Below are 26,187 nucleotides of genomic sequence, written 5' to 3'. Positions count from 1 at the left end.
AGACCGTCATCGCCGGGATCTGGGCCGAGGTCCTCGGCGTCGACCGGGTCGGCGTCCACGACAACTTCTTCGACCTCGGCGGACACTCCCTGCTGACCACCCGCGTGGTGGTCGACGCCCGGGCCCGGGGTTTCCGGCTGCTGCCCAAGGACATCGTGAAGTTCCCGACGGTCGCCGGTCTCAGTGCCGCCCTGCGGAGGCCCGAGCAGGCAGCGTCGGAGCGGGACCCGGTCGCACCCGAGATCGTGCGTCTGAACGGGCACGCCCCGGGCCGGCCCACCCTGTTCTGCGTGCACGAGATCGGTGGCGGTACCAGTGCCTACGCCCACCTGGCGCGCCGGCTCGTCGGGCGGGTGAACGTCCTCGGCGTCGATGTGCCGTCCGACGGGACGGCGCTGGGAGGCGACCTGCCGGCACAGTCCGCCCGGTACCTGGCGGCCATCCGCGCGGTGCAGCCCGAGGGGCCCTACCACCTGGCGGGCTGGTCGTTCGGTGGGCTGGTGGCCCTGGAGCTGGCCGGGCAGGCCAGGGCCGGGGGTCAGGAGGTCGGTCTGCTGGCCGTGATCGACTCGGTACTCCCAGAGGGTGAACTGCGCGAGCGGATCACCAGGGACGCCGACACCCTCGACGAACTCCTCGCCCAAGCCGATGACTTGCGCGCTGAGGGTCGGCCGAGCGGGATCTCGCCGGCCGCGGCGGACGTGCTTCGGAAGGCCGGGGTCACCGAGGACATTCTGCTGCTCGGCTTCGACGCGGTGATCTCCCACCTCGGGATCAGGACGTTCCAGCTCCGTCGGATGGCGGCGTTCGTGCCGCGCCGGGTCGATTGCGACCTCCGGCTGTACACCGCGACCGGCAATCAGTGGAAGCACTCCCTGGAACCCGTCTGGCGCCCGTTCGTCGCCCGCCTCGAATGGCGGGAGTTGGCGGGTGACCATTACTCGATCATGCGGAACCCGAGCATCGGGGACATCGCCGACGACATTCTCCGGCATCTGGAGGATCCGCAGGACTAGCGGACCTCCGGATTCGCCCGAGAATCCTGACCTCCCCCTTGAATGCATCCCTCCCGGAATGCTTTCCCCCCGGAATATTTCCCCGGAATCCGTCCCGCCGAATTCGCCCCACCGAATCCGACCCGCCGACACGGGAGATCTCATGGAGTCCAAGAAAACCGACACCCTGTACGACGTGGGTGATCTGCCCCCGCTCGGGACCGTTCCGCGCAGCATGTACGCCTCGGTCATCCGCCCGGAGCGGTACGGCGACCCGGTCGACGCGTTCCGGACGGAGGTCGTCGACACCCCCGAGGTACCGCCGGGGTTCGTGCTGGTGGCGGTCATGGCCGCCGGGATCAACTACAACAACGTCTGGGCCGCGAAGGGCCGTCCGGTCGACGTGGTGGCGATGCGTCAGCGGCAGGGAAGTGCCGAGCCGTTCCACATCGGCGGCTCGGAGGGCTCCGGGATCGTCTGGCAGGTCGGTGCCGGCGTCCGCCGGGTGGAGGTGGGCGACGAGGTCGTGCTGTCGGGCTGCCGCTGGGACGAGGACGACCCGGACGTCCGGCTAGGCCTGGACCCCATGCTGGCGGCGTCGCAGCAGGTGTGGGGGTACGAGCTGAACTGGGGGTCGTTCGCCCAGTTCACGCTGGTGGCCGAGTTCCAGTGCCTGCCCAAGCCCGGTCGGCTCAGCTGGGCCGAGGCGGCGGGGTACCTGCTGACCGGTGCGACGGCGTACCGGCAGCTGAACGGCTGGCCGCCGAACACCGTGCAGCCAGGCGACGGCGTGCTGATCTGGGGCGGTTCCGGCGGCCTCGGTTCGATGGCGATCTCGCTGACCCTGCAGATGGGCGGCAAACCGATCGCCGTCGTGTCCTCGCCGGAGAAGGCCAAGTACTGCCTGGACCTGGGCGCCGCCGGTGTCATCGACCGGACGAAATACCGTCACTGGGGGCGGGTGCCGGAGGCCGGTACCGCGGAGCACAAACCCTGGACGGCCGACCTGCGGGCTTTCGGCCGGGAGGTCTGGGAAATCCTTGGCAACAAGGTGTCTCCCAAGATAGTGTTCGAACACCCCGGCAGTGACACCATTCCCACATCGGTCTACGTCTGTGCTCCCGGCGGAATGATCGTGATTTGCGGTGCCACGTCCGGATTCACCGTGGACGTCGACCTCCGGTATCTGTGGATGCGGCAGAAGCGGCTCCAGGGCTCTCATTTCGCCAATCCGCGGGAATGCCACGCGGTGACCCGCCTGGTGGACATGGGCCTGCTCGATCCGCATTTGGGAAACACCTATGCGTTCGACCGGATCGGTGAGGCCCACCAGCACCTGATGGAAGGCGTGCAGGGGCCGGGCAACGTCGCCGCGCTCGTCGGCGCGACCGGCGACGCCGGCCTTCCGCACCGCTGAGCCCGGCCTTCCGCACTGCTGAGCGGCCCACCCGCGCTGCACCCAAGCTCCTCGCCCCAAGCCCTTCGACGGGAATCGACTGTGGAATCTCAGGTCTTCGCGCGCCCGCCCGCACCCACGGGCCTGGACGTCGTGGTCACCAGCCTGGCCTCCGACGCCCACACCTGGAACCTGGTCTACCTCCAGCTGCTCCTCGAGGAGTTGGGGCACCGGGTGACCAACCTCGGTGCTTGCGTGCCCGACGAGATGGTGGTCGAGGAGTGCCGCACCGTGCGTCCCGACCTGATCGTGATCTCGACGGTCAACGGGCACGGCGCCGTGGACGGCAAGCGCGTGGTGGGTCTGCTGCGGAGCTGCCCGGAACTGCGACGGACGCCCGTCGTGATCGGCGGCAAGCTCGGCATCGGCGGCGAACGGAGCGGCGGCGCCGACGAATTGCTGGCGGCGGGCTTCGACGCGGTGTTCGAGGACGGCGCGGGCATTGTCGGGTTCCGGGACTTCGTCCGGTCGCTGCCGACAGGGGTGGCGGGGTGAGCGGGCACGGCCTCGCCCGGCCGGCGGGCCCGGGCGGCGGTGACCGTCCGGCCGGGCCCCCGCCCCGGTCCTTCGGCGGCTTCGTCGGTGCGGCCCGGCGGGCCGGTCACCTGGTGGTCCAACCGAGGATGGGGATGAGCGACCCAGGGCTGATGCGGTCGGGACTGCGGGCCACCCGGCAGGCCGAGGCGGTCACCGTGGGCACGGTCACCCTGGACAGCTACACCCGCCTGGGCGCCCACGAACGTGCCCGCCGGGCGATGGCCGAAGGCGTCTCCCTCAACGGCTACCCCATCGTGGCCCACGGCACCGCCACCACCCTCGCCGTCACCGAGGGGATCGCCGGCCCCGACTTCCCGATCCAGGTCCGGCACGGCTCGCCCGCCCCGCACGACATCTTCGAAGCGCTGACGGCCGCCGGGATGACCGCCACCGAGGGCGGGCCGGTCTCCTACTGCCTGCCCTACAGCCGGGATCCGCTGGAGCGGTCCGTCGCGGAATGGGCCAGGTGCTGCGAGCTGTTCGCGCGCCTCGCGGAGCGCGGCGTCGAGCCGCACCTGGAGACCTTCGGCGGCTGCATGATGGGCCAACTGGCCCCGCCCGGGCTGCTGGTCGCGCTCTCCGTGCTGGAGGCGCTGTTCTTCCGCCAGCACGGTCTGCGCAGCGTCTCGCTCAGTTACGCGCAGCAGACCAACGCCGCTCAGGACGAGGAGGCCGTCGGCGCGCTGGCCCGGATCGCCGGCGAACTGCTGGGCGGGATGGACTGGCACATCGTCCTCTACACCTACATGGGGGTGTATCCGCGCACCTCGTACGGCGCGGAACTGCTCCTGGCGGAGGCTGCCCGCCTGGCGGTGCGGACCGGCGCCGCCCGGCTGATCGTCAAGACAGCCGCGGAGGCGCACCGGATCCCGACCGTCGAGGAGAACGTGGCGGCGCTGGAGGCCGCCGCCCGGGCCGCGGAGGGCGAGGCGACCGGACGTCCCCGCGCACCCGTCGAGGACACCGGCATCCTCGACGAGGCCCGGACCGTCATCGACGCCGTCCTGGCGCTCGACCGCTCGGTCGGCCGGGCGCTGGTCCGGGCGTTCGCCCTCGGCCTGCTGGACGTCCCGTACTGCCTGCACCCGGACAACGCCGGCCGCACGCGCAGTCTGCTGGATGCCGAGGGGCGGCTGCACTGGTGCGACCCCGGCGCGATGCCGGTCCGCGCCACGGCACGGGACCGCACCCGGCTCTCCTCCTCCGACCTGCTCAGCTCGCTCTCCTACGTCGAGCGCACGTTCGACGGACTCGCCCTGGCAAACGCAACGTCCCGTACGGCCGCTCAGCACGGTGCCCGGTACCCGGCCCTGACCGCTCCGGTCGACGTCGCCGATCCCACCCGACACGAGAAGGAACCGGTCCCATGACGCACGTTCCCGAGCCCACGCCCACCGGTCGACGGCTGCCGACTCCGGGGGGTCTGCGTGACCACCTCACCTCCGAGGTCACCCGGGCCGTCCTGGCCGTCCAGCGGCACGTGCTGGCCGTCGCCCGCGAACACCTCACCGGGGCGGGCTTCGTGGAGATGCTGCCGCCGGTCATCGGACCGGTCACCGACCCGGGAACCCGGGGTTCGAAGCAGGTGGACGTGGACTTCTACGGCCACCGCTACAAGCTCATGACCAGTGCGATCCTCTACAAGCAGGCGTCCCTGCTGACCGCCGGGAAGATCTTCTTCATTGCTCCCAACGTACGGCTTGAGCCGCTGGAGACCACCGACACCAGCCGGCACCTCGCCGAGTTCCACCAGATCGACGTCGAGATGGCGGGCGCCTCGCGCGAGGAGATCACCGGCGTCCTGGAGGAGCTGGTCCGGCGGATCGTGAGCCGGGTGGTGAGCGATCTGCCCGCCGAGCTGAAGACCCTCGGCCGTGACACCGCCGCCTTCGAGCAGGTGGTCACCCGGAACTTCGCCCGGCTGACGCATGCCCAGGCCATAGACGAGCTGGCCGGGTTGGGACACACCCAGAACGCCGACGCGGAGATCGACTGGGCGGGCGAGGCCCTGCTCTCCCGCCACCTGGGGCGACCGGTCTTCGTCACCGACTACCCCAAGGGCTCGCGCGGCTTCTACGACCGCGAGAGCCCGACCGAGCCCGGCGTGCTGCGCAACTTCGACCTGCTGGCCCCGGAGGGGTACGGCGAGCTGTGCAGCGGCAGCGAGCGGGAGTACGACTACACCCGGATCGTCAGCCGGATCCGGGAGACCGGCGAGAACCCGGCCAAGTACGGGTGGTACCTGGACCTGCTGCGCGAGGGCGTGCCCGCGAGCGCCGGCTTCGGCATCGGCCTGGAGCGGCTCACCCGCTACCTCGCCGGGCTGGACGGCGTCTGGCAGGCGGCGGCGTTCCCGAAGCTGCCGGGGGTGGTGTCGCCATGACGTCGGTGCGCGCACGGGGATTCGCCGAGGACGCCGTCCGGGCCCGCGCCCGCGCGGGCGCGGCGGCGGCGTTCCCGGACCGGCAGGACTACGGCGAGGCCCTCTTCGGCTCGACCCCGGGTCCGGCTGCGGTCGGCAACGGCGACCCCCTGGACGCGCTGCGGCTGACCCCGCCGGTGTTCATGCCGCAACGGTTGGCGAAGTTGATCGAACTCGGCCGGGAACCGCTGCACAGCGACGTCGTCCTCGACACGGTGGTCGGCGGCCTGCGTTCCGCCCTGCCGCTCTACCTGTCCGCCTTCGGCTCGACCAGGGCCGCCGGCACCGGGCAGGTGCTGAACGCCGGCCGGCAGGCCGGCCGGCTGGGCATCCCGATGGTGATCGGCGAGAACATCGTGCCGATGACGGGATACGGCCGGGGCGGCGAGCGGACCCGGCGTACCGTGCTCGACCGGCTCGCCGCCTACCAGGAGGAACTCCCCGACGGGCTGGGCGGCGTGGCGGTCCAGCAGAGCACGGAGGACGCCGACGCCGAGGTGTGGAACCTCGTCCACAGTGATCCGTCCGCGCAACCGCTGCTGGAGAGCGGACGGCTGGCCTTCGAACTCAAGGTCGGCCAGGGCGCCAAGCCGGGCCTCGGCGGGATGACTCTGCTGAACCGCGCCGCCGCGGCGCAGGTGGACGAGCAGTTCGCCCTGGACCCGGTATTCGGCCGAGACGCCGAGGAGGTCCTGCGCTGCGGCAGCGCCGGGACCTTCACGGAGGAGATCCTGCGCCAGCAGATCCGGCTGATGCGCAACAACTTCCCCCGCGTCAAGGTCTGGGTGAAGCTGCATCCCGGACGGGACGTCGCGCTGGCCGCGGCGACCGCCTGGCAAGCCGGGGCGGACGCGGTCACGGTCGACGGGGCCGAGGGCGGAACCGGCTGGGCGCCGGTCGCCGCGATCGACCAACTCGGCCTCCCCCTGGGCGAATGCCTGCGGCGGATCGGAAACCGGGACGCCTGTCTGCTCGCCTCCGGGCGACAGTGGGAGGGCGCCCGGGCCGTCAAGTGCCTGGCGCTCGGGGCCACCGCGGTCGGACTCGGGCGGGCCGCACTGCTCGCCGTGGACGAGGACCCGAAGGCGGGTCTGCTCAACCTCGTGGACTGTCTGGCGCTCGAACTTCGGTTGCTGATCAGCGCGTTGGGCAAGTACGAGCCCGCCTCCCTGGGGACCGAGGATCTTTGGACAGAGGATCTGCGGACCGGGGGTCTGGGTCCCGGGGATCTGCGGCCCGCACCAGCCTGGTCCACGGCAGTTGACTGACCGACTCTGGGGGAAAGCTCGATGACGCCACCATCTCCGACACAGGCGCAGGACCACCTGCGGTACTGGCGCGCGGCCCTCGCGGATCTGCCCGAGGAACTCGCGATACCCGCCGACCGGCCGCGTCCGGCCGTGCCGTCCCGCGGCGGCGGGGTGCATGAGGCCCGGATCGGGGCCGACTTGCACCAGCGGATGACCGCCTTCGCGCGGCAGCACCGGGTACAGGTGCTCCTGGTGGTCCACGCGGCGCTGGCGGGATTGCTCTCCAGGCTGGGAGCGGGCACCGACCTGCCTATCGGCACCCCCGTCCCCGGGCGGACCGGTGCCGGCGACGACGTTGCCGGAGGCGTCGTCAACCGGCTCGTCCTGCGCACCGACGTGTCGGGCGACCCGGACTTCCAGGAGCTCGTCCGCCGGGTCGGGGAGACCGACCGTGCCGCCCGCGCCCACCAGGACCTGCCCTTCGAACAGCTGGTGGCGGACCTCTGCCCGACCCACGCCGGGGACCGGCACCCGCTCTTCCAGATCATGCTGGCGGCGCGGGACGAGGCCACGGGCCGCGCCGGGCTCGTCGGCACGGTCGACGGGGCGGGAACGTCGGGCCGGACCGTGGCCGGCCCCGATCTGATCGTGGAACTGGCCGAGGGGCACGCCGCGGACGGCAGCGCGACCGGTGCCGAGGTCCTGCTGCGGTACGCCACCGCGCTCTTCGACCGGGAGTCGGCCGTCGCCCTGACGGAGCGCCTGGTCCGTTTCCTGGGCGCGGCGCTGGCCGACCCGCGGCGGCCGCTGAGCGGGTTGGACCTGCTGTCGGACGCCGAACGCCGCACCCTCCTGACCGACTGGAACGGCGCGTCGGCCGGGCCGCCCGGGGAACCCGGGGCGCAGGTGGTGCACGCGGTGTTCGAGCGGCGGGCGGCCGAGCGACCGGACGCCGTCGCCCTGGTCCTCGGCCTGGAGCGGCTCGGCTACCGCGAGCTGGACGAGCGGGCGAACCGGCTGGCCCACCACCTGGTCGCCATCGGACTGCGGCGTGGGGACACCGTCGGCGTGTACCTGGAGCGCGGCATCGAGCAGGTGGTCGCCGTCCTGGCGGTGCTCAAGGCCGGCGCCGCCTACACCATGCTCGACCCCGACCTGCCTGCCGGCCGGGTGGACGCACTGATCGCCCTCGCCTCCGCACGGGTCGTGGTGACCCGGAGCGAACTCGCCGGCCGGCTGCGCCAGCGCCCGGACACCGTGGTGTGCGTGGACACCGACGCGGCGACGACAGCCCGGCAACCCGCCCGAGGGCTCGGGCACCGCGCCGGTCCCGAGGACGCCGTGTGCGTGATGTTCACGTCGGGTTCGACGGGCGTGCCGAAGGGCGTGCTGACACCGCACCGCGCGATCGTCGGCACCATGCTGGGCCAGGACTTCGCGGACATGACGCCTTCGCGGGTGTGGCTGCAGTGTTCACCGGTGTCGTGGGACGCCTTCGCACTGGAGCTGTTCGGAGCGCTGCTCTCCGGCGGCGCGTGCGTCCTGCAGCCGGGACAGCGGCCCGAACCGGCGGCGATCGCCGCCCTCGTGCCGGAGCACGGCGTCACGACGCTGCACGTTTCGGCCAGCCTGCTGAACTTCCTCCTGGACGAGCATCCGGAGACCTTCACCGGCCTGCGGGAGGTGATGACCGGTGGGGAGGCGGCCTCGGTCCACCACGTGATGCGGCTGGTGAGGGATTTCCCCCGGATCAGCTTGGTCAACGGGTACTCGCCGGCCGAGTCGACGATCTTCACACTGACCCACCGCATCACCGCCGAAGACGGTTCCCGTCCCTCCGTCCCGGTCGGCAGGCCGCTGCGAGGCAAGGGCCTGTACGTGCTGGACGACGAACTCGCCCTCGCGGCTCCGGGCGTGGTGGGCGAGCTGTACATGTCCGGCGTCGGCCTCGCGCACGGCTACGTCGGCCAGTCGGGTCCGACCGCCGAGCGCTTCGTGGCGTGTCCCTTCGGCGCGCCCGGCGAGCGCATGTACCGCACCGGTGACCTGGTGCGGTGGCGTCACGACGGGGTGATGGAATACCTGGGGCGCGCCGACGAACAGGTGAAGATCCGCGGCTTCCGGATCGAACCGGGCGAGGTGCGGGCGGCGTTGGCGGAGCACCCGGCGCTGGCGCGGACGGCGGCCGTCGTGCGCGAGGACGTCCCCGGCGACAAGCGCCTGGTGGCGTACGTCGTGGCCAGGGCCGGCGGTGACGGCGTGGATCCGGCCGAGGTCCGGGCGTTCCTGTCCGACCGGCTGCCGCACCACCTGGTGCCCTCCGCCGTGGTCGTGGTGGACTCGCTCCCGATCACGGCGACCGGCAAGCTCGACCGCCGCGCGCTGCCGGCCCCCGGCCCCGCTCCACGCGCGGTCGGCCGGGAGCCGAGCAGCGAGGAGGAGAGGGTCCTCTGCGGCCTGGTCGGCGAGGTCCTCGAAGTCGACGGGGTCGGTCCCGACGACAACCTCTTCGACCTCGGTGGTCACTCCCTGCACGTCACGAAGCTGGTCAACCGGGTCCGCTCGGTCCTCGGGGCGGAGCTGACCATCAAGGCGGTCTTCGAAGCACCCACGGTCGCGGTCCTCGCCGGCCGGCTCACGGTGGTCCGTCAAGCCGGACCGGTGCTGCGCGCCCGGTCCAGGAAGGAAACGCGATGACGCCCGGTCCCGTACGTTCCGACGACTCTGCGGGCTCCGGCTCCGAGCCGCCGGCGATCCGCGTGGTCCGCCGCTTCTACCACCTGGTGGACACCGGGGATGTGCCCGGCCTGGCCGCGTTGTTCGCCCCCGACGCCCGGTACCGCCGCCCCGGCTACGAGACCATGACCGGTCCGGAGGGCCTGTCGGGCTTCTACGGCGGGAAACGGACGATCCGTTCCGGCCGGCACACCCTCACCACCCTGCTCACGGACGGTCACCAGGTCGGCGTCTTCGGCGAGTTCCACGGCGTGCTGAACGACGGCGAGCCGGTGGACCTGCGCTTCGCGGACGGCTTCTCGGTACGCCCCGACGGCCTGTTCTCCAGCCGCGACACCTACTTCTTCGCCCCCCTCGTCTGAGACCACAGCCCCAAGGAGTCACCCATGTCCGCCATCTCCGAACCCGGTGCCGCCCCGCGCAGCCGTGTCGTGGAGCAACCCGGCCACGGCGAGTCGTTCACCGAGCACATGATCAGCATGGAGTGGTCCGAGGCCGAGGGCTGGTCCGAGGCCCGGACGACCCCGCTGGAGGACCTGCGCATCCACCCGGGGATGCTCGGCCTCCACTACGGCCAGGTCGCGTACGAGGGGCTGAAGGCGCACCGGCGCGCCGACGGCTCGATGGGTGTCTGGCGCCCGTACGATCACGCGCGGCGCTTCCAGCGGTCCTGCCGCCGGCTGGCGATGCCCGAGCTGTCCGTGGAGACCTTCGTGGCGGCCGTCGACCGGCTGATCGACGCGGACCAGGGCAGCCTCTCCGACGACCCGGCACACAGCATCTACGTGCGGCCGATCATGTTCGCCACCGACACCTCGTTGATGCTGCGCGAGTCGCGGACCTACCGGTTCCTGGTGATGGCCTTCGTTGCCGGCGGCTTCTTCGGGGACGGTGTCGAGTCGGTCTCGGTCTTCGCCAGCCACACCTACAGCCGGGCGTTTCCCAGCGGCACCGGCGACGTCAAGGTGGCCGGCAACTACGCCCCCTCGTTCCTGGCCCAGCGGGAGGCGGAGGCGGCGGGCTGCCAGCAGGTCCTGTGGCTGGACGCGGCCGAGCGGCGTTACCTGGAGGAGATGGGCGGGATGAACATCTTCCTGGTCCGCGGCGGGGGAGACCGGGCTCAGGTGGTCACTCCCGCGCTGACCGGCACCCTGCTGCCCGGCGTCACCCGCGACAGCATCCTCACGCTGGCCGAGCGCCTGGGCCACGAGCCGGTGGAGGAGCGGATCTCCCTCGACCGGTGGCGCGCCGAATGCGAGGCGGGCGTGATGACCGAGGCGTTCGCCTGCGGGACCGCTGCCGTGGTCACCCCGGTCCACCGGGTCGTCGACCGCGGCAGCGAGTGGACCATCGGGAGCGGGAAGCCCGGCCCGGTGACGCTGGCCTTGCGCTCGGCACTGACCGACCTGCACCACGGGCTCGCCGCCGACCCGGACGGCTGGCTGCACTCGCCGGTCGACCACCGACGCCGGTGAAACAGCGGGCGGCCCGGTCCGGGTGATGCCCGTCCAGATCGTCGAACCGAGAACTTCCCCAAAGGAGTGAGCCCCCGATGTCCGCTGCGGGTCAGGCGGCCGATGCCGGCCGTGTCGTGCACAACGTCCTCGACAGGTACTTCCCCCAGATTCAGGCGGCCGCGCGCAAGGCGGACGCCGAACGCACCACTCCACCGCAGATACCTCTGCAACTCGCCTCCAAGCCAACAGCGTTCACCCGCTTCACCGAGGTCACCGACGTCGGCCTGACCCAGGTGCGGCCGCGGACCTACCTGCTCGACCTGATGCGCAACCCCGGCGCGCGGACCACGAAGACGGTCGCGTCACTGCTGATGATCGCCCGGGCCGCCGCCCACGTCCGCAGCACCGGCGAGCGGGTGCTGCTGGTCACCCCCACCTCCGGCAACAAGGGCACCGCCCTGCGGGACGCCGTCGCCCGCGCCTACGAGACCGGCCTCGCGACCCCCGACGAGCTGCGGATCGTCATGCTCGCCCCCGAGGAGTCGCGGACCAAGCTGCGCGATTGCCCGCTGACCGCCGATCCGGTGCTGCGGACGGCCAACCCGGTGGTCCTCGCCGACGTCGAGCAGGCGGCCGACGTGAAACTGCTCAGCAGTCAGGTCGTGGACGCGTACACCGACGAGATCCTCGACACCACCGGCTTCCGCATCTGGTACACCCTGGACCTCGACAACTACCGCATCGCGGACGCGGCGCGCGCCTTCGTCGAAGCCGAACTGCTGCCCCTCACCGAGCAGTCCGCGCCTCGCGTGCACGCCCACGCCGTCTCCAGCGCGTTCGGCCTGCTCGGCTACCACCTCGGGCACCGGCTGCTCGCCGAGGGCTCGACCGGCTTCCCTGTGCCCGCCCGGCACCCCGGCTTCTTCCTGATCCAGCAGCTCGCCACGGCCGACATGGTGACCAGCCTGCTCGGCACGAAGGTGCCCGACTACACCTACGACGACGACTCCGGCCTGTGGCGGCAGTCCACGGCCGCCGCGTTCCCCGCGGTCACGGACCACCCCGAGGAGGTGATCGACGCGACCTTCTACACCAAGGAGCCGCCGACCCGGGCGCAGGTCAACGCGATCGTCGCGCGCCACGGCGGCGGCGGTGTCGTGGTCTCCCGCCGAGAGTGCCTCGACCGGTACGACGAGGTGCGCTCGATCGGGGCCGAGGCCGGTATCACGATCGCCGCCGACCCGGCATCGATCCGGGAGTGGTCCCTGGTGAAGGCGCTCACCGGCGTACTTGTGGCGCGCGAACGCCGCCTGATCGCGCAGGACGTCGACGTGGTCGTGCACGCCTCCGGCTACTACAGCGACGAACTGCTCGCCCCGCTGCGCGACGAGCACATCACCCGCGTCCGGACCGCGTCCGACCTCGCCGAGGTCGTCCTCGCGGCCGCCCGCGCGTAGTCCCCGGCAGCGACCCCCCCACGAGAACCCTGACGAACCCGAAGGGCGACGGCGATGTTCCGCAGCATGCTCAGACCAGGGATCCACCGGGCCACCGTCACCCGGTGCGGTCCGAGGCACGCCGGCCACGGACCGGTCGACGGGGACACGGCGGCGGCCCGGTGATTCCACCGAAGTGGCGGTACGCCTGGAACAACAGCGCCGACCCGCGGATCCTCCGGGCCCACACCCTGGCGGACGCCGTCCTCGCCGCGCGGCCCCGGGTCACCTGGTCCCGGCCGGAGGGCGAAGGGCCGGTGCTGGCGTACGGCGGCCTTCCCCACGGCCTGACGCACGTCCTGCCCTTCCTCGAGCAGCGGCGCCGTACCGCGTCGCACCGCACCGGGCGGAGCACGTCCTGGCCCGACCTGCTGGCGGGTCGCGCCGCCCCGGGCGCCGACCTCCTCGCGGTCGGCATGCCGACCGACCGCGTCCCGGCCCGGCTGCCGCGCCACAGCCTGCTGCTGCCGTTCCGGGTGAGCCTGGCGGTGCCGGTGGGGCCCGACCGGCCGGACATCCTGGGCAGGGTCTCGCGCAAGGCCCGACAGCAGCACGTGCGCGAGCTCCGCTCCCACTGCCGCACGCTCGAAGTGGCCACCGGCGAGGAGGACTTCGCCGCCTTCTACGACGGCATGCACCGGCCGACCATGGTGGGCAGGCACGGTGACGCGGCCCGCTCGGAGGACCGGGAGAGCGCGCGGACCTGCCTCTTCCGACGAGGAGTGCTGTTCTTCCTGCGGGAGTCCGACCACCGGGTGGCGGGGATGCTGTGCCGCCTGGAGGGCCCGACCCTGGTGATCCGCCTGGCGGGCGTCGAGGGAGGCGCAGCCCGCGCGTACGACTCCGGCACCTACATGGCGATGTACGTGCTCATCCTGCAATGGGCGGCCGGGCACGGCCTGACCCGGGTGGACCTGTCGGGGTGCGAGCCGTTCCTGAGCAAGGGGATCTTCCAGTTCAAGCGCAAGCTGCACCCGGAAGTGTCCCTGCCGGCCAACCACTTCGCCGACAAGCGGCTCCTGCTCCGGGTCTGCCGGGACAGCCCGTCCGTCCGTGACTTCCTGACCGCCAACCCGGTGCTCGGCTTCGGCCGGGCCGGGGCGCTCGAAGCGGTCCACTTCCACGACGACGACCGCCCGCCCAGGCTCGACCTGCGCTGGAGCTGCCCCGGCGTCGAAGGGCAACGGCTCGTCCACTTCGACGACTTCTTCGCCGGCCCCGAAGGAACCACCGTCCCCGCCGCCCCGCCGCGGCGGGCACCCGTGGTCCACCCCGACCTTCCCTGACGATTGCACCAGGAGTGCGCATGTGCGGCATCGCCGGCTGGATCGACTTCTCCCGGGACCTCACCCTGGAACGCGAGACCGTGGAGGCCATGACCGGTACCCTCTACCGGCGGGGCCCCGACTCGGACGGGGTGTGGTGCGCTCCGCACGCCGCGCTCGGCCACCGGCGCCTGGCCGTCGTCGATCTGGAGGGCGGCAAGCAGCCCATGCTGGCCCGCCGCGGCGCGGCTCAGGCACCGGTGGTGCTCACCTACAGCGGTGAGGTGTACAACTTCCGTGAGCTCCGTGCCCAGTTGTCCGGGCGCGGGCACCGGTTCGAGACGGCCTCCGACACCGAGGTCGTGCTCCGTGCCTACCTGGAGTGGGGCGCCGCGTTCGTCGACCACCTGACCGGCATGTTCGCGTTCGCGATCTGGGACGCCGGCCGTGAGGAACTACTCCTCGTCCGCGACCGGCTCGGCGTCAAGCCCCTGTACTACCACGCCTACGACGGCGGCCTGCTGTTCGGCTCGGAGCCCAAGGCGGTCCTGGCAAATCCGCTGTTCACGGCGCGCACCAGCGAGGACAAGCTCCCCATCCTGTTCAACCCCCGGCTGTCCATGCCGTGGGAGACGCCGTTCACCGGCCTGCGCCAGTTGCAGCCGGGCCACCTGCTGCGCTTCGACCGGTCCGGAGCCCACGAGACGCCCTACTGGCGGCTGGTGAGCCAGGAGCACCACGACGACGCCGAGACCACAGTGGCCCGGGTCCGCGAGATCCTGGAGGACGTCGTCGTCCACCAGCTGGTCTCGGACGTACCGCTGTGCTCCCTGCTGTCCGGAGGCCTGGACTCGTCGGCCGTCACCGCCCTGGCCGCCGCCCACCAGCCGCCGGGACTGCGCTCCTTCTCCGTCGACTTCGAGGGCGCCGACGAGGACTTCCGCGCCACCGTCCTGCGCCCGGAACGCGACACCCCCTTCGCCCTGGCCGCCGCCGCCCACCTGGGCGTCGACCACACCGCGATCACACTCGACCCGCAGGACCTGGCCGGGGTCGTACCGGAGACGCTCCGCGCGCGCGACCTGCCCAGCCTGGGCCAGTTCGACGCCTCCATGTACCTGCTCTTCCGCGCGGTCCGGGAGCGGTCCACGGTCGCCCTGTCGGGGGAGGCCGCCGACGAGGTGTTCGGCGGCTACCCCTGGTTCTTCGACCGGGCCACCGTCTGGGGCGACACCTTCCCGTGGCTCGGCAACAGCCCCCGCCTCACGGACTGCCTGGCGCCCGACGTCCGGGCCCGGATCCGCCCGGACGACGACGAACGCGACCGCTACGCGACGCTCCGGGCCCGGGTGCCCCGACTGACCGGCGAGTCCGGCCTCCAGGCCCGGATGCGCGAAGTCCTCTACCTGAGCCTGCAGGGCCCCCTCCTCTACCTGCTCGACCGGAAGGACCGGATGAGCATGGCCCTGGGCCTGGAGGTACGGGTGCCCTACTGCGACCACACGCTCCTGGAGTACGTGTGGAACGTCCCCTGGAAGATGAAGGTCGCCGACGGCCGGGAGAAGAGCCTGCTGCGCGCCGCGGTCGCGGACCTGCTGCCGGCCGAGGTGCTCACACGCCGCAAGAGCGCCTACCCCGCCACCTTCGCGCCGGCCCACGCCCGGGCCGTACGGGCCGCGCTGGAGACGGTGTTGGACGGCGGCGGCTCCGGACTGGCCGACCTCCTGGACATACCCAGGGCGCGGGAACTCGCGGCCGGCCGCAGCGAGATGATGACCATGGCGGACAACCTGCACCTTTTGCTGCCGCTGATCGAGGTGGACCGGTGGATGCGGACGTACAACGTGTCGATGACCGCGTGACGGCGTGACGGCCCGGGTGTGCGACCGATCGAGGACGAATCGAGGACGAGGAGACGGCAATGGGCAGTGCCAGGAACGAACTCGACCGCCTGTCCGATGAGTTCTGGACGTGGCGGACCGCGGCCCAACCCGACTCCTACGACGACATCACCCGGGTGGAGCGACCGTCGGGCTGGCTGCCCGACTGGTCGCACGGCGCGGTCGTCGAACGGCGACGGGTCCTGGCCGAGTTCACCCGCCGCCACGGTGACCTCGACCTCTCGCCGGAGCCGGTCGCAGCCCGGGTCGACGCGGCCCTGCTGGGTTCCGCGCTGGCCCGGGCCCACTGGGAGCTGAACCTCCTGCGGGGCTGGCGACGCAATCCCTGCTTCTACCTCGACCAGGCACTGGTACCCGTCCACAACCTGCTGCTCCAGCCGCCGCCGTGGCCGGACACCCGGGGCCGGGACGTGATCGCCCTGCTGGGCCGGGTGCCCGAACTCCTGGAACAGGCGAGGGACAACCTCACCGGGCATGCGGCAGCCCCGTTCGCGCAGTACGCGCTGCGCCTGCTCGACACCGCGGACGAGGCGCTGGGCACGGCCATGACGGCGCTGGCCCCGTTCCTGGCTACCACCGCGCCGCAGGAGCTCGCCGCGGCCACGGCCGCTGCGCAGCAGGCCCTCGCCGACTACCGGAACTGGCTCCGGGAGCACCTGCCGGCCTTCGGCGCCCCGATCAGCCCCGGCCCGGCGGCCTTCCGCTACTTCCTGCACCGGGTGGCCCTGCTGCCGTACCCGGCGCAGCGGCTGCTGGACATGGGCCGCCAGGAGTACGCCCGCGCGGCCTCGGCCGAACTGGTGCTGCGCCGCCGTCACCGGGACGTCCCGGAGCCGGCGCTGTTCGCCGACTCCGCGCGGCAGGTCGCGCGGCAGCGCGTCGACGAGCAGGACGTCCGGGCCTTCCTGCGCGGCGCGGGCCTCGTCGACCTCCCCGACGGTCTGCGTCACTACCGCAACGCGCCGATGCCGCCCTACCTGGCGCCGTTGGCCTGGCTCAGCGTTCCGCACGACATCTCCTCGGTGCGGCGCCCCGACGACGACGCCGTGCGGTACATCAACGAACCCCGAGCGGACCTGCCCTACTTCCAGCGCGTGGAAGCCCACGACCCGCGCGCGGGAATCGTCCACGAGGGTGTGCACGCCTGGCAGGCGGCGCTGTCCTGGCGCCACCCCAACCCGCTGCGGCGCCACTACTACGACTCGGCGGCGAACGAGGGCATCGCATTCCACGCCGAGGAACTCGCCCTGCAGGCCGGACTGTTCGAGGACAGTCCGGCGGGCGCGCTGTTCGTGGTGAACGCGATGCGCCTGCGCGCCCTGCGGGTGGAGGTGGACGTCTCCCTCGCGGCCGGCGAGCTGTCCCTGGAGCAGGCCGCCGACCGGCTCGCCGAGCGGATTCCGCTGGATCCCGGCACGGCATGGGAGGAAGCGGCCTTCTTCGGTGGGAACCCGGGCCAAGGGCTGAGCTATCTGATCGGCAAGATCCAGATCGAGGGGCTCCTGACGGACTGTGCCCGGCGTGAGGGCGACGCCTTCGACCTCTCCGCCTTCCTCGGCCGGATGTGGTGTGAGGGCAACGTTCCGCTCGCGCTGCAACGCTGGGAACTCCTCGGCGACCGCAGCCACCTGGACGCCGCCCGGCGCCTGGGCGCTCAGTCGTCCCGCTGATCCGGGTCTCCGCCTCCAGCCCGAGGCTGAGATGAGCTGCCGGCCGAAAACTGCGGGAGCGCTTCGATCGCTATCCGCTCCAGCACCTTCATGTCCCGGCGAGCAGTCGGTGTGTCGTGCGGAAAGGGAATCACCAGATCCGTGGCACCCGCCTCCTCATACTGCTTCACGGCAGTGATGAAGGCCTCCGGCGATTCGAGGACCGATCGGTCCTGGCCGAGGAGTACGAGCCTGCGGAGACCCAGCGGATCGCGATTCTCCTCACGGCAGATCTGTGCCAGTCCGGTGATCTGGTGTCGTACCAGGGCGGGTTCGACGCTCTGTGCGATCAGCCCAGGTTTCGGGGAGTATCCGTTGGTCACCCAGATGTCGGCATGGCGGGCGGCAGTTCGCATTCCTTTCGGGCCGGTGGCTGCGACGGCGATCGGTATCCTGGAGCGCGCCTGGCCGCTGGGGTCGATACAGGTTCCGGCGGACCCGTAGTATCGCCCCTGGTAGTCGGTGCTCGCCGTGCGGAGCAGTCGGTCGGTCAGCTCGACGAATTCATGGAACCTTTCGGAGCGCTCGGCCGTCGACCACGGCTCATTGGCCAGGACTTGGGCGTCGACACCACCGGAGCCGGCGCCGAGGCCCACGATGAAACGTCCGTCCGAAAGGTCGTCGAGCGTCACGATCTCTTTGGCGAACGGCACGGGATGGCGGAAGTTGGGCGAGGACACCAGCGTACCCAGGCGGATGTTCCGGGTTGTTTCGGCGGCGGCCGCAAGTGTCGGCACGGCGGCGAACCAGGTCTGTCCGAGGCGTTCACGCCAGGCCACGTGGTCGTAGGTCCAGGCATGATGGAAGCCCAATTGGTCGGCCAGCTGCCAATGGTGTCGGGCAACCTTCCAACTCTCGGAGGGGAGGATTCGTACTCCGATGCGCATTGACCTACCTCTGCTGATCCGTGTCGGCCGGGATTCCTTCCGACAATTTCTCCGGTGCCTGCTCGTGGTCTTTTTCCAGGGGCAGGGCGCGTATGGTCCGCAAGGGTGACAGAAGGGCGGGCAGAGCACTCAGCGTCATCCCGGTGCCGGCGATCCACAAGGTATGTGCCGCTCCGAACGCGGAGCCCGAGGTGCCACCCAGAAGTCCGCCTAGCGCAAGGCCGCCCCATGACACGAAGCGGGCCGTCGCACTCGTTCGGCCCAGGAGCCGATCCGGCGTGAGGGCCTGTTGGAAGCTCGCCTGGGCCACCAGGCGGACGACTCCACCCAGTGAAAGGGCCACGAGTCCGAGGGCGGCGACGTACACGGTCCAGCCCGGCTGCGCCATCGGCATCACGAGGGTCAGCGGGCAGGTGACCAGCGGCGCTATCCAGATGACCGGACCTGGCCCGACCCGCTTCGAGATTCCGGCCGCCAGCAGTGCGCCCAGCAGACCGCCGCAGCCCATGGCCGACAGGATGAGGCCGGTCCCGGTGGCGCCGAGGCCCAGCTGCCTCGTCAGGAAGACCATCAACATGGTCTGGTACATGACCAGGAAGAGGTTGAACACCCCATCCGTGAGCATGGTCGTGCGGAGGATGGGATACGAAAGAACGAACCTCAGCCCCTCCATGATGTCGCGACTCAATCGAGGGCGTTCATGCGGCGCCGGGGCCGGCTCCGGCTCGCGATTTCGGATACCGCACGCGAACAGGCCGGAGGCGGCCATTCCTATCGAACTCGCCACCAGCGTCGCTGGGGCTCCGATCCAGCCGATCAGCGGACCCGATACCCCCGGCCCGCTGATGCTCGTCACCGAGCGTATCGCCGAGAGTTTCGAATTCCCCTCGACCAGGTTATTCCGTCCGACCAGGTGCGGCAGGTAGCTGACGTAGGCAACATCGAAGAAGACGGTGAATAATCCGTGAACCAAGGCGACCGCGTAAAGCAGCCAGATGGTCAGCAGATCCAGTTCCCACGCCACCGGGATGGTCAGGAGGAAGAGTGCCCTTGCGAGATCGGTGGTGATCATGACCGAGCGCTTCCGCATGCGCTCCACCCAGGCGCCCGCCGGGAGCCCGATCAGGAGTGATCCCGCCATGGTCGTTGCGCTCAGCAAGCCGACCTGAAACGGGTCGGCCTTCAAGGAGACGATTGCCACCATCGGCAGTGCGAGGAAGATGACGCGATCGCTCAGCTGGCCGAGCGCGGTGGCAGTGAATAAGAGCCTGAAATTCGGATCGCGTAAGAGTCCAATTCGGGAGGATAGTGGCATCTGAATTTCCTACCGGGTAGGAGAGGTGACAATATCTCCGGACGAACCTAGCAGGGTGCCGGGAGGTTCTCAAGAGTCCTTGAAGGGGCCACCCGCGGTGGCCTCGATTCTCTCGCGACGTTCCGTCGGTTCATTCGAGTTCCAGCGAGTGGTCCTTCGATGGTCAGGCGGTGGTGCAACAGCCACAAATGCGTCAGTCGGCACCTTCGCGGCGTGGCCGATCGTGTCCGGCCCACCACGCTCACCGCGCAGCCGCGACCGAGGAGCGGGGTCCCTTTGACGCCCGCGTCCGGCGGGCCCGCGCCGGAGTACCGTGGAAGCGTCGAGGCATAACCGCCGTCGGCGGATGCCGGAGGTGTCCTCGACGCGTGACCGGGCCCGGGACCCGGGCCCTTCGGGGGCGGTGTCCGCAGGTGGAGGTTCCACTGCTCGGGTGCGGCGGCCTGGTGACCGGAGGTGCCGATGGCGCGCGAGCGTGTGCCCCCGGCCGACGACTCCCGGCAGAGCCCGGTCGGCGCCGTCGGCAAGGTGACGGTGCCCATTCCGCCGGGCGGTCCGGGCGAGGTCCTCGTCGCCCTGCGGGGCGGTTCGGAGGTGTTCGCCGCTTGGTGCTCGCAGCCGGTCGGCCGGGATGTCCGGGTGGTCGTGGTGGACGCGATCTCGGCCCGCTCGGTGATCGTCGAGCTGCTTCCGGCCTAGCCACGGGTCGCAGTCCCGACAGTCAGGTGGTTGGTCATGTTTTTTTGGCACGTTCCCGCCCCCAACGAGGCGATGCTCATCTCCGGCTCCAAGCACAAGGCGCAGGACACCCAGTTCCGCATCGTCACCGGCCACGGGAGCCTGGTCCTGCCGGTCAAGCAGAAGGCCCGGATGCTCTCCCTGGCCCTGCGGGAGGCGGAGATCGCCGAGGACTGCGTCACCCAGCAGGGGATCCGGCTCACCGTGCGTGCGGTCTGCGTGTTCAAGGTCGGCGACGACGCCGTGTCGATCGCCAACGCCGCCCGCCGCTTCCTCTCCGAACAGGACCAGATGGAGGAGCTCGTCGGCCGGATCTTCGCCGGCCACCTGCGGTCGATCGTCGGCGGACTGACCGTGGAGCAGATCATCCGGGAACGCAGCAGGGTCGCCCAGGAGGTGATGGCGGGTAGCCACGGCGAGATGGAGAAGCTCGGCATCGTGGTCGACGCGCTGCAGATCCAGGAGATCGAGGACTCGACCGGCTACATCGACAACCTCGCCGCGCCGCACGTGGCGGCGGTCGCCAGCCAGGCCCGGATCGCCCAGGCCAAGGCCGACCAGGAGGCCACCGAACGGGAGCAGCAGGCGGCTGCCCTGAAGGCCGAGTACGAGCGTGACACCGCGATCAAACGGGCCGGGTTCCTCGCCGAGACCGAGCAGTCCAGGGCCCGCGCCGCCCAGTCCGGCCCGCTCGCCGAGGCCCGGGCGTCCCACGACGTCATCGACGAGCAGACCGCGCTCGCCCAGCGCCGGGCCGCACTGGCGGCGCAGCAGTTGGAGGCGGAGGTGCGCCGCCCGGCGGACGCGGAGGCGTACCGGCAGCGGACGCTGGCCGAAGCCGCCCGTGACCGGGTGAAGTTCGAGGCGGACGGCAACGCCTACGGCGAGCGGGCCCTCGCCCAGGCGCAGGCGGACGCCAACATCGCCCGGGCCGACTCCCTGCGCGGCGGGAACCAGGAACTCATCGCCGCCAACCGGATCGTGGAGAACCTTCCGGCCCTCGCGGACGCGGCCGCCCGGGGCATGTCCGGAGCCGATCTCACGGTCCTCAACGGCAGCGACGGAGTCAACCAGATGGCGGCCGGCATCGTCAGCCAGGGCCTCGCCATCCTGCACGCCCTCCAGCACCCGACGGCCGCGCCCGCCGTCGGCAAAGCCGAACCGCACCACCCCGAGGGCACCTGAAGCCCCGGAGTTCCGGAGCACCGAAACCTCGAAACCACGAAGCCCTGAAGCCCCGGAGCCCTGAAGCCCCGGCGCCGCGGGCCGGGGAGTGCGCCAGGTGATGCCGGACCGGGGGCGGTCCGCGATGATCGGTAGTGAGAGCACGGTGCGGCCGGGAGGTGGCCGCTCTCCTGGAAGCCCGGTCCGGGCGTCGATCAGCCCACGACCGTGGTGACGGATCCGGTCAGGAGGCCCGCGATGTCCCAGGAATCCGCGACGGCGATGCGCGCGGTGCGGCGCGCCACTCCCGAGGAGCGGGCGGTCCGCGGCAAGGCGGCCCGCCGTCGCGCACCCCGGTCGAGCCACGCCTGGTACGAGCCGTCGAAGGACCGGCCGGATCCGCTGGGCATCCTGGCGGCCCAGTCGGCCCGCCGGGTCCCCGAGCTGGTGCCCATCCGCTACAGCCGGATGAGCGAGTCTCCGTTCCGCTTCTACCGGGGCGCCGCCGCGATCATGGCGTCCGACCTGGCCGGCTCGCCGGACTCGGGGATCAGGGCGCAGCTGTGCGGCGACGCCCACATGCTGAACTTCCGGCTGCTGGCTTCCCCGGAGCGGCAGCTGCTGTTCGACATCAACGACTTCGACGAGACCCTGCCCGGCCCCTGGGAATGGGACGTCAAACGGCTGTCGGCGAGCCTGGTCATCGCGGCCCGGGCGAACGGCTTCGATGACGACGAGCGCTCGGACATCGTGCGGGCCACGGTGCGGTCGTACCGCGAGGCGATGGCCCGGTTCGCGGACATGAGCAACCTCGACGTCTGGTACACCAAGATGGACGCGGGCCGCCTCCGGGAGCTGGCCGAGGACCGGATCCACAAGCGTGGACGCGAGAACCTCGCGCACGCCCTGACCAAGGCCCGTACCCGGGACAACCTCCAGGTCTTCGAGAAGCTCACCGAGACGGTGGACGGGCGGGTCCGGATCGCGGCCGACCCGCCGCTGCTCGTACCGCTGTCCGACCTGGTCCCGGTCGTCACCCGCGGGGAGCTGGAACGCCTGTTCCGTGACCTGGTCGAGCGCTACGCCCGCACCCTGTCCACCGACCGGCGCACCCTGCTGGAGGACTACCGGCTGGTGGACGTCGCCCGCAAGGTGGTCGGCGTGGGCAGCGTCGGCACCCGCTGCTGGATCTTCCTGCTGCTCGGGAAGGACGGCCGGGACCCGCTGTTCCTGCAGGCCAAGGAGGCGGACGAGTCCGTCCTGGCCGCCCACGTCGGAGCCGGCCGGTACTCGAACCAGGGTGAGCGGGTGGTCGCCGGCCAGCGGCTGATGCAGGCCGCGGGCGACATCTTCCTCGGCTGGGAGCGGGTGGAGGGCATCGACGGCCGGCGTCGGGACTTCTACATCCGCCAGCTGCGCGACTGGAAGGGCATCGCCGTGGCGGAGGAGATGGTGCCGCGCGGCATGCGGGCGTTCGGCGAGCTGTGCGGCGCCACCCTGGCCCGCGCGCACGCCAGATCCGGTGACCGGATCGCGATCGCCGCCTACCTCGGCCGCGGCACCTCCTTCGACCGCGCGCTGGCCGTGTTCGCCGAGTCGTACGCCGATCAGAACGAACGGGACCACCGGGCGCTCCTGCAGGCCGGCCGCCGCGGTCACCCTGAGGTGTGAACGCCCTCCCGGACAGCGTGCGCACCGCGCCCCAGACAGGACAGGACCGTCCGGGGCGAACCGACAGCGGACCGCTACTGCGCGCCACCACCGCCTCCCACAGGGGCAGTTGTCGTCGACGTCGGAATCGGTGGCAGGGACCCCGTCGAGCTGGCCCGGCCCGAGGACGTCGGCATCCCGTCGGTGCCGCCGGTGGCGCCGGTGGCGCCGGTGGCGCCGGTGGCGCCGGTGGGGGCGCGGACGGGCCGGGTGCCGGCGTGTCTCTGCGCGAACCTGATGTGGACGGCTGCACGCTCTTCCGCGACCACCACGTCGAGGACGACGACCTGCGCGCCACGATCACCGCGCAGCTCGACGACCTGGAGAAGGCGCCGGTCGACCGGCGGACGCGCAGCGCGCCGCCGGCCCGCCGCGCATCGCGCCGCTGACCGGTGTCTCCCCGGTCCGCCCGGTCAGGGCATGGTCGGACGGACCGGGGAGGGGGACGCCGGCCCGAGGCTGAGGAGGGGAGGCTCGCCTCGGGCCGGCGGGCTCGGGTGTCAGTTGGCGCAGCGGGTACCGGGGGCGGGCATCGTGCCGGCCACCAGATAGGCCTCGTACGCCGCGTCGATGCAGGTGTTGCCCCGGCCGAAGGCGCCGTGCCCCTCGCCCTCGCGGGTGAGCAGGGTGGCGTGGGCCAGGCCCTTGGACAGGTTCTCCGCGGCGGCGTACGGCGTGGCCGGGTCGCCCGTGCTGCCGACGACCAGGATCGGGGCGCTGCCCTCGGCCCGGACGACGTGCGGCTTCTCGGGGGTCTTGAACGGCCAGTTCTCGCACCTGCCGTGCTGGTAGTCCTCGACCGAGACGCCCTGCGTGACCAGCGGGGCCTCGGCCTTGAGCTTGGCCACGACATCCTGCGCGTGTTCCGGGGACGGCGTGGCGGCGGCTCCGTCGGCGCAGGAGATCGCAGTGTGCGAGTCGCTGAGGCTGGTGTAGTGGCCCTTCTCGTCACGGCCGTGGAAGCGGTCGGCGGACGCGAGGAGGAGGTCGCCGCGCTGCTGGACCATGGCCATGGTGAGGGCGGCGCGCAGGGCCGGCCAGGCGTCCGTCTCGTCGCCGTAGAGGAGGGCTTGGGTGCCGGCCCAGCCCAGGTCGCTGGTGAGCTTGCGCCCGTCGGCGGTGTCCAGCGGGTGGTCGTGCAGGCTCTCCAGGTAGTCCGCGGCCTTCTTCGCCGCGGTGTCCGGGTCGCTGCCGAGCGGGCACTCGGCGGCGTGGGCGCGGACGCAGTCGGCGGCGAAGTGCTGGAGCGAGGACTCGAACCCGATGATCTGGTCAGTGGACTCGTCCAGGGTGTCGGCGGCCGGGTCGACCGCGCCGTCCAGGATCAGACGACCGGTCCGGGCGGGGAACTCCTCGGCGTAGAGCGTGCCCAGGTAGGTGCCGTAGGAGATGCCCAGGTAGTTGAGCTTGGGATCGCCGAGCGCCTGGCGCAGGACGTCGAGGTCGCGGGCGGTGTTGCGGGTGCCGACGAAGGGGAGCAGCTTGCCCGACGTCGCCGCGCAGGCGGCGGCGAACTCCTTGTCCCGCTGTTCGAGCACCACACGACGTTTCGTCGGGTCGACGGGGATGTCCACCTGGTCGCGGTCGTCCCGCTGCCGGTCGGTCAGACAGGTCACCGGGGAGCTCGCCCCGGTGCCCCGCGGGTCGAACCCCACGACGTCGAAGCGGTTGTGCAGGGCGCCGTCGAAGAGCTTTCGCCCCATTTCGACCATCTCCACGCCGGACCCGCCGGGTCCGCCGGGGTTGATCACCAGGGAGCCGACCCGCTGGGCGGGATCGGCCGCGGGCAGCCGGACCAGCGCGATGCCGAGCGCCTCGGTGGCCGGGTCGGTGTAGTCCAGCGGAATGCGCAGTTCGCCGCACTGCAGCCCGGTCAGGTCGACCGGCCGGCTCTCGGAGCCCGGCCGGCAGGTGTGCCAGTCGATGTGCTGGCCGTAGAAGGCGCCGAGCCGGGGGTCGTCGGCTCCGGCAGGCTTGGCGGCGGCGCCGGCTGAGCTGACGGCGCCTGCGTCGGTCGATTGGTCGGGTGTCAGGTCGTTGCAGGCGGTGGTGAGCAGCAGGCTGCCGGTGGCGAGCGCCGCCAGCATGAGGCGGTGGCCGGTCCGGTGGGTGGTCATGGGGGTTCCTGTCGAGCGGGATCGGGTGTGACGGTGGTTCGGTGCGGACGGCCTCGGCCGTCGACGGTCGATGGGCCCGCGCGGTGGGGCGCTTCCTCCCGCGGGGTGGCGCGTTCCGTCCCGTCGTGCCCGGCGGAGGGGGCGGTGTCCGGCTGGACTCGCGCTTCCAGCGGATCAGGTCGAGTCGTGATCTGACGATGCGTCAGAATGCGTCAGAACTGTTCTCGGGGAATCTCTCGGTGCGATCCGCCCGGGCCGGGCTTCCCGGTACCCCTGGCCGGGCCGTCGCGCCGGGCGCCGGCCGCCAGGGGTCAGCGCCGTGCGGCGGCCCTGTCCAGGTCGGCGGTGAACCGTGCGAACTCCTTCCGCCAGCCGAGGCGGACGTTCATCCGGGTGGGCGTGTCGTTCCCGGGGAGGACGAACGGGAAGGAGCTCCAGAGCAGTTGGCGGCGGACCTCGCCCATCCGGCGCGCCGCGTCATCCCGGTCGAGGCTGTGGACGAGGCTGCCCGGCCGCTGTCCCAGCCCCCTGGTCCTGACCTGGTGGAAGTGGACGGACCGCGCGGTGGTGGTGACGAAGTAGGTGTCGGCATCGAGGCCGCCACCGAGGCAGGAGAGCCACGGGCTGTCATTGAGGAACACGCCGAAGACGGTGAGCGGAGGGTCGGTCACATCCATCTCCCGCACCGTCTGCTCGACTTGCTTGATCGTGGCGGCCTTGCGCACTGCCATCCGTCCGTCCTCCCGCCCCGGCCGGCCCGGCGTCGGGGGCCGGCCCTGTCCGTGACCGATCGGGCGTCGACTGTCGCCCGGGGGTGGCCGGGGCGCATCCCGTGCCCCGGCCGTGGCCCAACGTAGGGGCTGCGGGGGTCGGAGAGGATGACGGTCGGCACCGAAAGACTCAGGACGTTCGGGACCCTTCGGTCCGCAAGGATCGGGCCGGTGACCCGGCAGTGGAAGGCGCCGGGGAAAGTCTGCGGGCCGTCCGGTGCCGCTTCGGGCCCGTCGGCCCCGTCGGATCGTCTAGTCTCGT

Annotated in this window: 21 protein-coding genes; 17 read left to right on the top strand and 4 right to left on the bottom strand. The window is 71.6% G+C overall.

Going from position 1 to position 26,187, the window contains the following annotated elements:
• From ACFV04_RS12640 to ACFV04_RS12580, 13 genes are all read left to right on the top strand, one after another.
• The coding region (locus ACFV04_RS12640; RefSeq protein ID WP_380340304.1) for an alpha/beta fold hydrolase at nucleotides 1–1,016 on the top strand (1,016 nt) is incomplete at its 5' end.
• Between the two features lie 142 nt (nucleotides 1,017–1,158).
• Nucleotides 1,159–2,412 (top strand): crotonyl-CoA carboxylase/reductase, encoded by a 1,254-nt coding sequence (ccrA, locus tag ACFV04_RS12635; RefSeq protein ID WP_380528793.1) that lies wholly within the window; start codon nucleotides 1,159–1,161, stop codon nucleotides 2,410–2,412.
• An 81-nt stretch (nucleotides 2,413–2,493) separates the two neighbouring features.
• Nucleotides 2,494–2,946, top strand: a complete 453-nt coding sequence (locus ACFV04_RS12630) for a cobalamin B12-binding domain-containing protein (protein WP_380340307.1) — start codon at nucleotides 2,494–2,496, stop codon at nucleotides 2,944–2,946.
• A complete protein-coding gene (locus ACFV04_RS12625; protein WP_380340310.1) occupies nucleotides 2,943–4,358 on the top strand; it encodes a methylaspartate mutase in 1,416 nt (471 codons plus the stop codon). Before ACFV04_RS12630 ends, ACFV04_RS12625 begins: the two co-directional genes overlap by 4 nt.
• Complete coding sequence (locus ACFV04_RS12620) at nucleotides 4,355–5,371, top strand: asparagine synthetase A (RefSeq protein WP_380340313.1); 1,017 nt, start codon at nucleotides 4,355–4,357, stop codon at nucleotides 5,369–5,371. The genes ACFV04_RS12625 and ACFV04_RS12620 overlap by 4 nt, the downstream gene beginning before the upstream one ends.
• Nucleotides 5,368–6,678, top strand: coding sequence for a glutamate synthase-related protein (locus ACFV04_RS12615; RefSeq protein WP_380340315.1), 1,311 nt, complete (start codon nucleotides 5,368–5,370; stop codon nucleotides 6,676–6,678). Before ACFV04_RS12620 ends, ACFV04_RS12615 begins: the two co-directional genes overlap by 4 nt.
• Before the next feature lie 21 nt (nucleotides 6,679–6,699).
• Nucleotides 6,700–9,357 (top strand): amino acid adenylation domain-containing protein, encoded by a 2,658-nt coding sequence (locus ACFV04_RS12610; protein ID WP_380528790.1) that lies wholly within the window; start codon nucleotides 6,700–6,702, stop codon nucleotides 9,355–9,357.
• Entirely contained in the window at nucleotides 9,354–9,758 is a 405-nt protein-coding gene (locus ACFV04_RS12605) for a nuclear transport factor 2 family protein (RefSeq protein WP_380340321.1), read from the top strand. The genes ACFV04_RS12610 and ACFV04_RS12605 overlap by 4 nt, the downstream gene beginning before the upstream one ends.
• Nucleotides 9,759–9,782: 24 nt before the next feature.
• Nucleotides 9,783–10,871, top strand: coding sequence for a branched-chain amino acid aminotransferase (locus ACFV04_RS12600; protein ID WP_380528788.1), 1,089 nt, complete (start codon nucleotides 9,783–9,785; stop codon nucleotides 10,869–10,871).
• A 77-nt stretch (nucleotides 10,872–10,948) separates the two neighbouring features.
• Nucleotides 10,949–12,310: a DUF6002 family protein gene (locus ACFV04_RS12595; protein WP_380528786.1), complete on the top strand. Its 1,362-nt coding sequence runs from the start codon at nucleotides 10,949–10,951 to the stop codon at nucleotides 12,308–12,310.
• Nucleotides 12,311–12,471: 161 nt separating this feature from the next.
• Nucleotides 12,472–13,635 (top strand): hypothetical protein, encoded by a 1,164-nt coding sequence (locus ACFV04_RS12590; RefSeq protein WP_380340330.1) that lies wholly within the window; start codon nucleotides 12,472–12,474, stop codon nucleotides 13,633–13,635.
• A 20-nt stretch (nucleotides 13,636–13,655) separates the two neighbouring features.
• The gene (asnB, locus tag ACFV04_RS12585) at nucleotides 13,656–15,476 is read left to right on the top strand and encodes an asparagine synthase (glutamine-hydrolyzing) (protein ID WP_380340333.1); all 1,821 of its coding nucleotides are present in this window, start codon (nucleotides 13,656–13,658) and stop codon (nucleotides 15,474–15,476) included.
• A 59-nt stretch (nucleotides 15,477–15,535) separates the two neighbouring features.
• Complete coding sequence (locus ACFV04_RS12580) at nucleotides 15,536–17,185, top strand: DUF885 family protein (protein WP_380340335.1); 1,650 nt, start codon at nucleotides 15,536–15,538, stop codon at nucleotides 17,183–17,185.
• Here ACFV04_RS12580 and ACFV04_RS12575 read toward each other — a convergent pair.
• Complete coding sequence (locus ACFV04_RS12575; RefSeq protein ID WP_380340338.1) at nucleotides 17,170–18,111, bottom strand: LLM class flavin-dependent oxidoreductase; 942 nt, start codon at nucleotides 18,109–18,111, stop codon at nucleotides 17,170–17,172. The genes ACFV04_RS12580 and ACFV04_RS12575 overlap by 16 nt on opposite strands.
• A gap of 4 nt (nucleotides 18,112–18,115) precedes the next feature.
• Nucleotides 18,116–19,426, bottom strand: coding sequence for an MFS transporter (locus tag ACFV04_RS12570; protein WP_380528784.1), 1,311 nt, complete (start codon nucleotides 19,424–19,426; stop codon nucleotides 18,116–18,118).
• A gap of 462 nt (nucleotides 19,427–19,888) precedes the next feature.
• On the opposite strand from ACFV04_RS12570, the gene ACFV04_RS12565 reads away from it, so the two are divergent.
• From ACFV04_RS12565 to ACFV04_RS12550, 4 genes are all read left to right on the top strand, one after another.
• A complete protein-coding gene (locus ACFV04_RS12565) occupies nucleotides 19,889–20,125 on the top strand; it encodes a hypothetical protein (protein ID WP_380340343.1) in 237 nt (78 codons plus the stop codon).
• A gap of 36 nt (nucleotides 20,126–20,161) precedes the next feature.
• Complete coding sequence (locus tag ACFV04_RS12560; protein ID WP_380340346.1) at nucleotides 20,162–21,349, top strand: SPFH domain-containing protein; 1,188 nt, start codon at nucleotides 20,162–20,164, stop codon at nucleotides 21,347–21,349.
• A 237-nt stretch (nucleotides 21,350–21,586) separates the two neighbouring features.
• A complete protein-coding gene (locus ACFV04_RS12555; RefSeq protein ID WP_380528782.1) occupies nucleotides 21,587–22,999 on the top strand; it encodes a DUF2252 domain-containing protein in 1,413 nt (470 codons plus the stop codon).
• Between the two features lie 257 nt (nucleotides 23,000–23,256).
• A complete protein-coding gene (locus ACFV04_RS12550; RefSeq protein WP_380528780.1) occupies nucleotides 23,257–23,427 on the top strand; it encodes a hypothetical protein in 171 nt (56 codons plus the stop codon).
• 111 nt (nucleotides 23,428–23,538) lie between these two features.
• Here the strand turns inward: ACFV04_RS12550 and ACFV04_RS12545 are convergent, their stop codons facing one another.
• Together ACFV04_RS12545 and ACFV04_RS12540 are read right to left on the bottom strand one after the other, a co-directional pair.
• A complete protein-coding gene (locus ACFV04_RS12545) occupies nucleotides 23,539–25,155 on the bottom strand; it encodes an alpha/beta hydrolase (protein WP_380528778.1) in 1,617 nt (538 codons plus the stop codon).
• A gap of 311 nt (nucleotides 25,156–25,466) precedes the next feature.
• Nucleotides 25,467–25,886 carry a hypothetical protein gene (locus ACFV04_RS12540; RefSeq protein WP_380528776.1) on the bottom strand — a complete coding sequence of 140 codons (420 nt, stop codon included), beginning with the start codon at nucleotides 25,884–25,886 and terminating at the stop codon, nucleotides 25,467–25,469.
• Nucleotides 25,887–26,187: the final 301 nt, after the last annotated feature.

Source organism: Kitasatospora sp. NPDC059599 (assembly GCF_042735125.1).
In the GTDB taxonomy this organism is placed as follows: domain Bacteria; phylum Actinomycetota; class Actinomycetes; order Streptomycetales; family Streptomycetaceae; genus Kitasatospora.
Note: the sequence above shows the minus strand (reverse complement) of the source record. Positions and strands in the feature narration are given on the sequence as shown.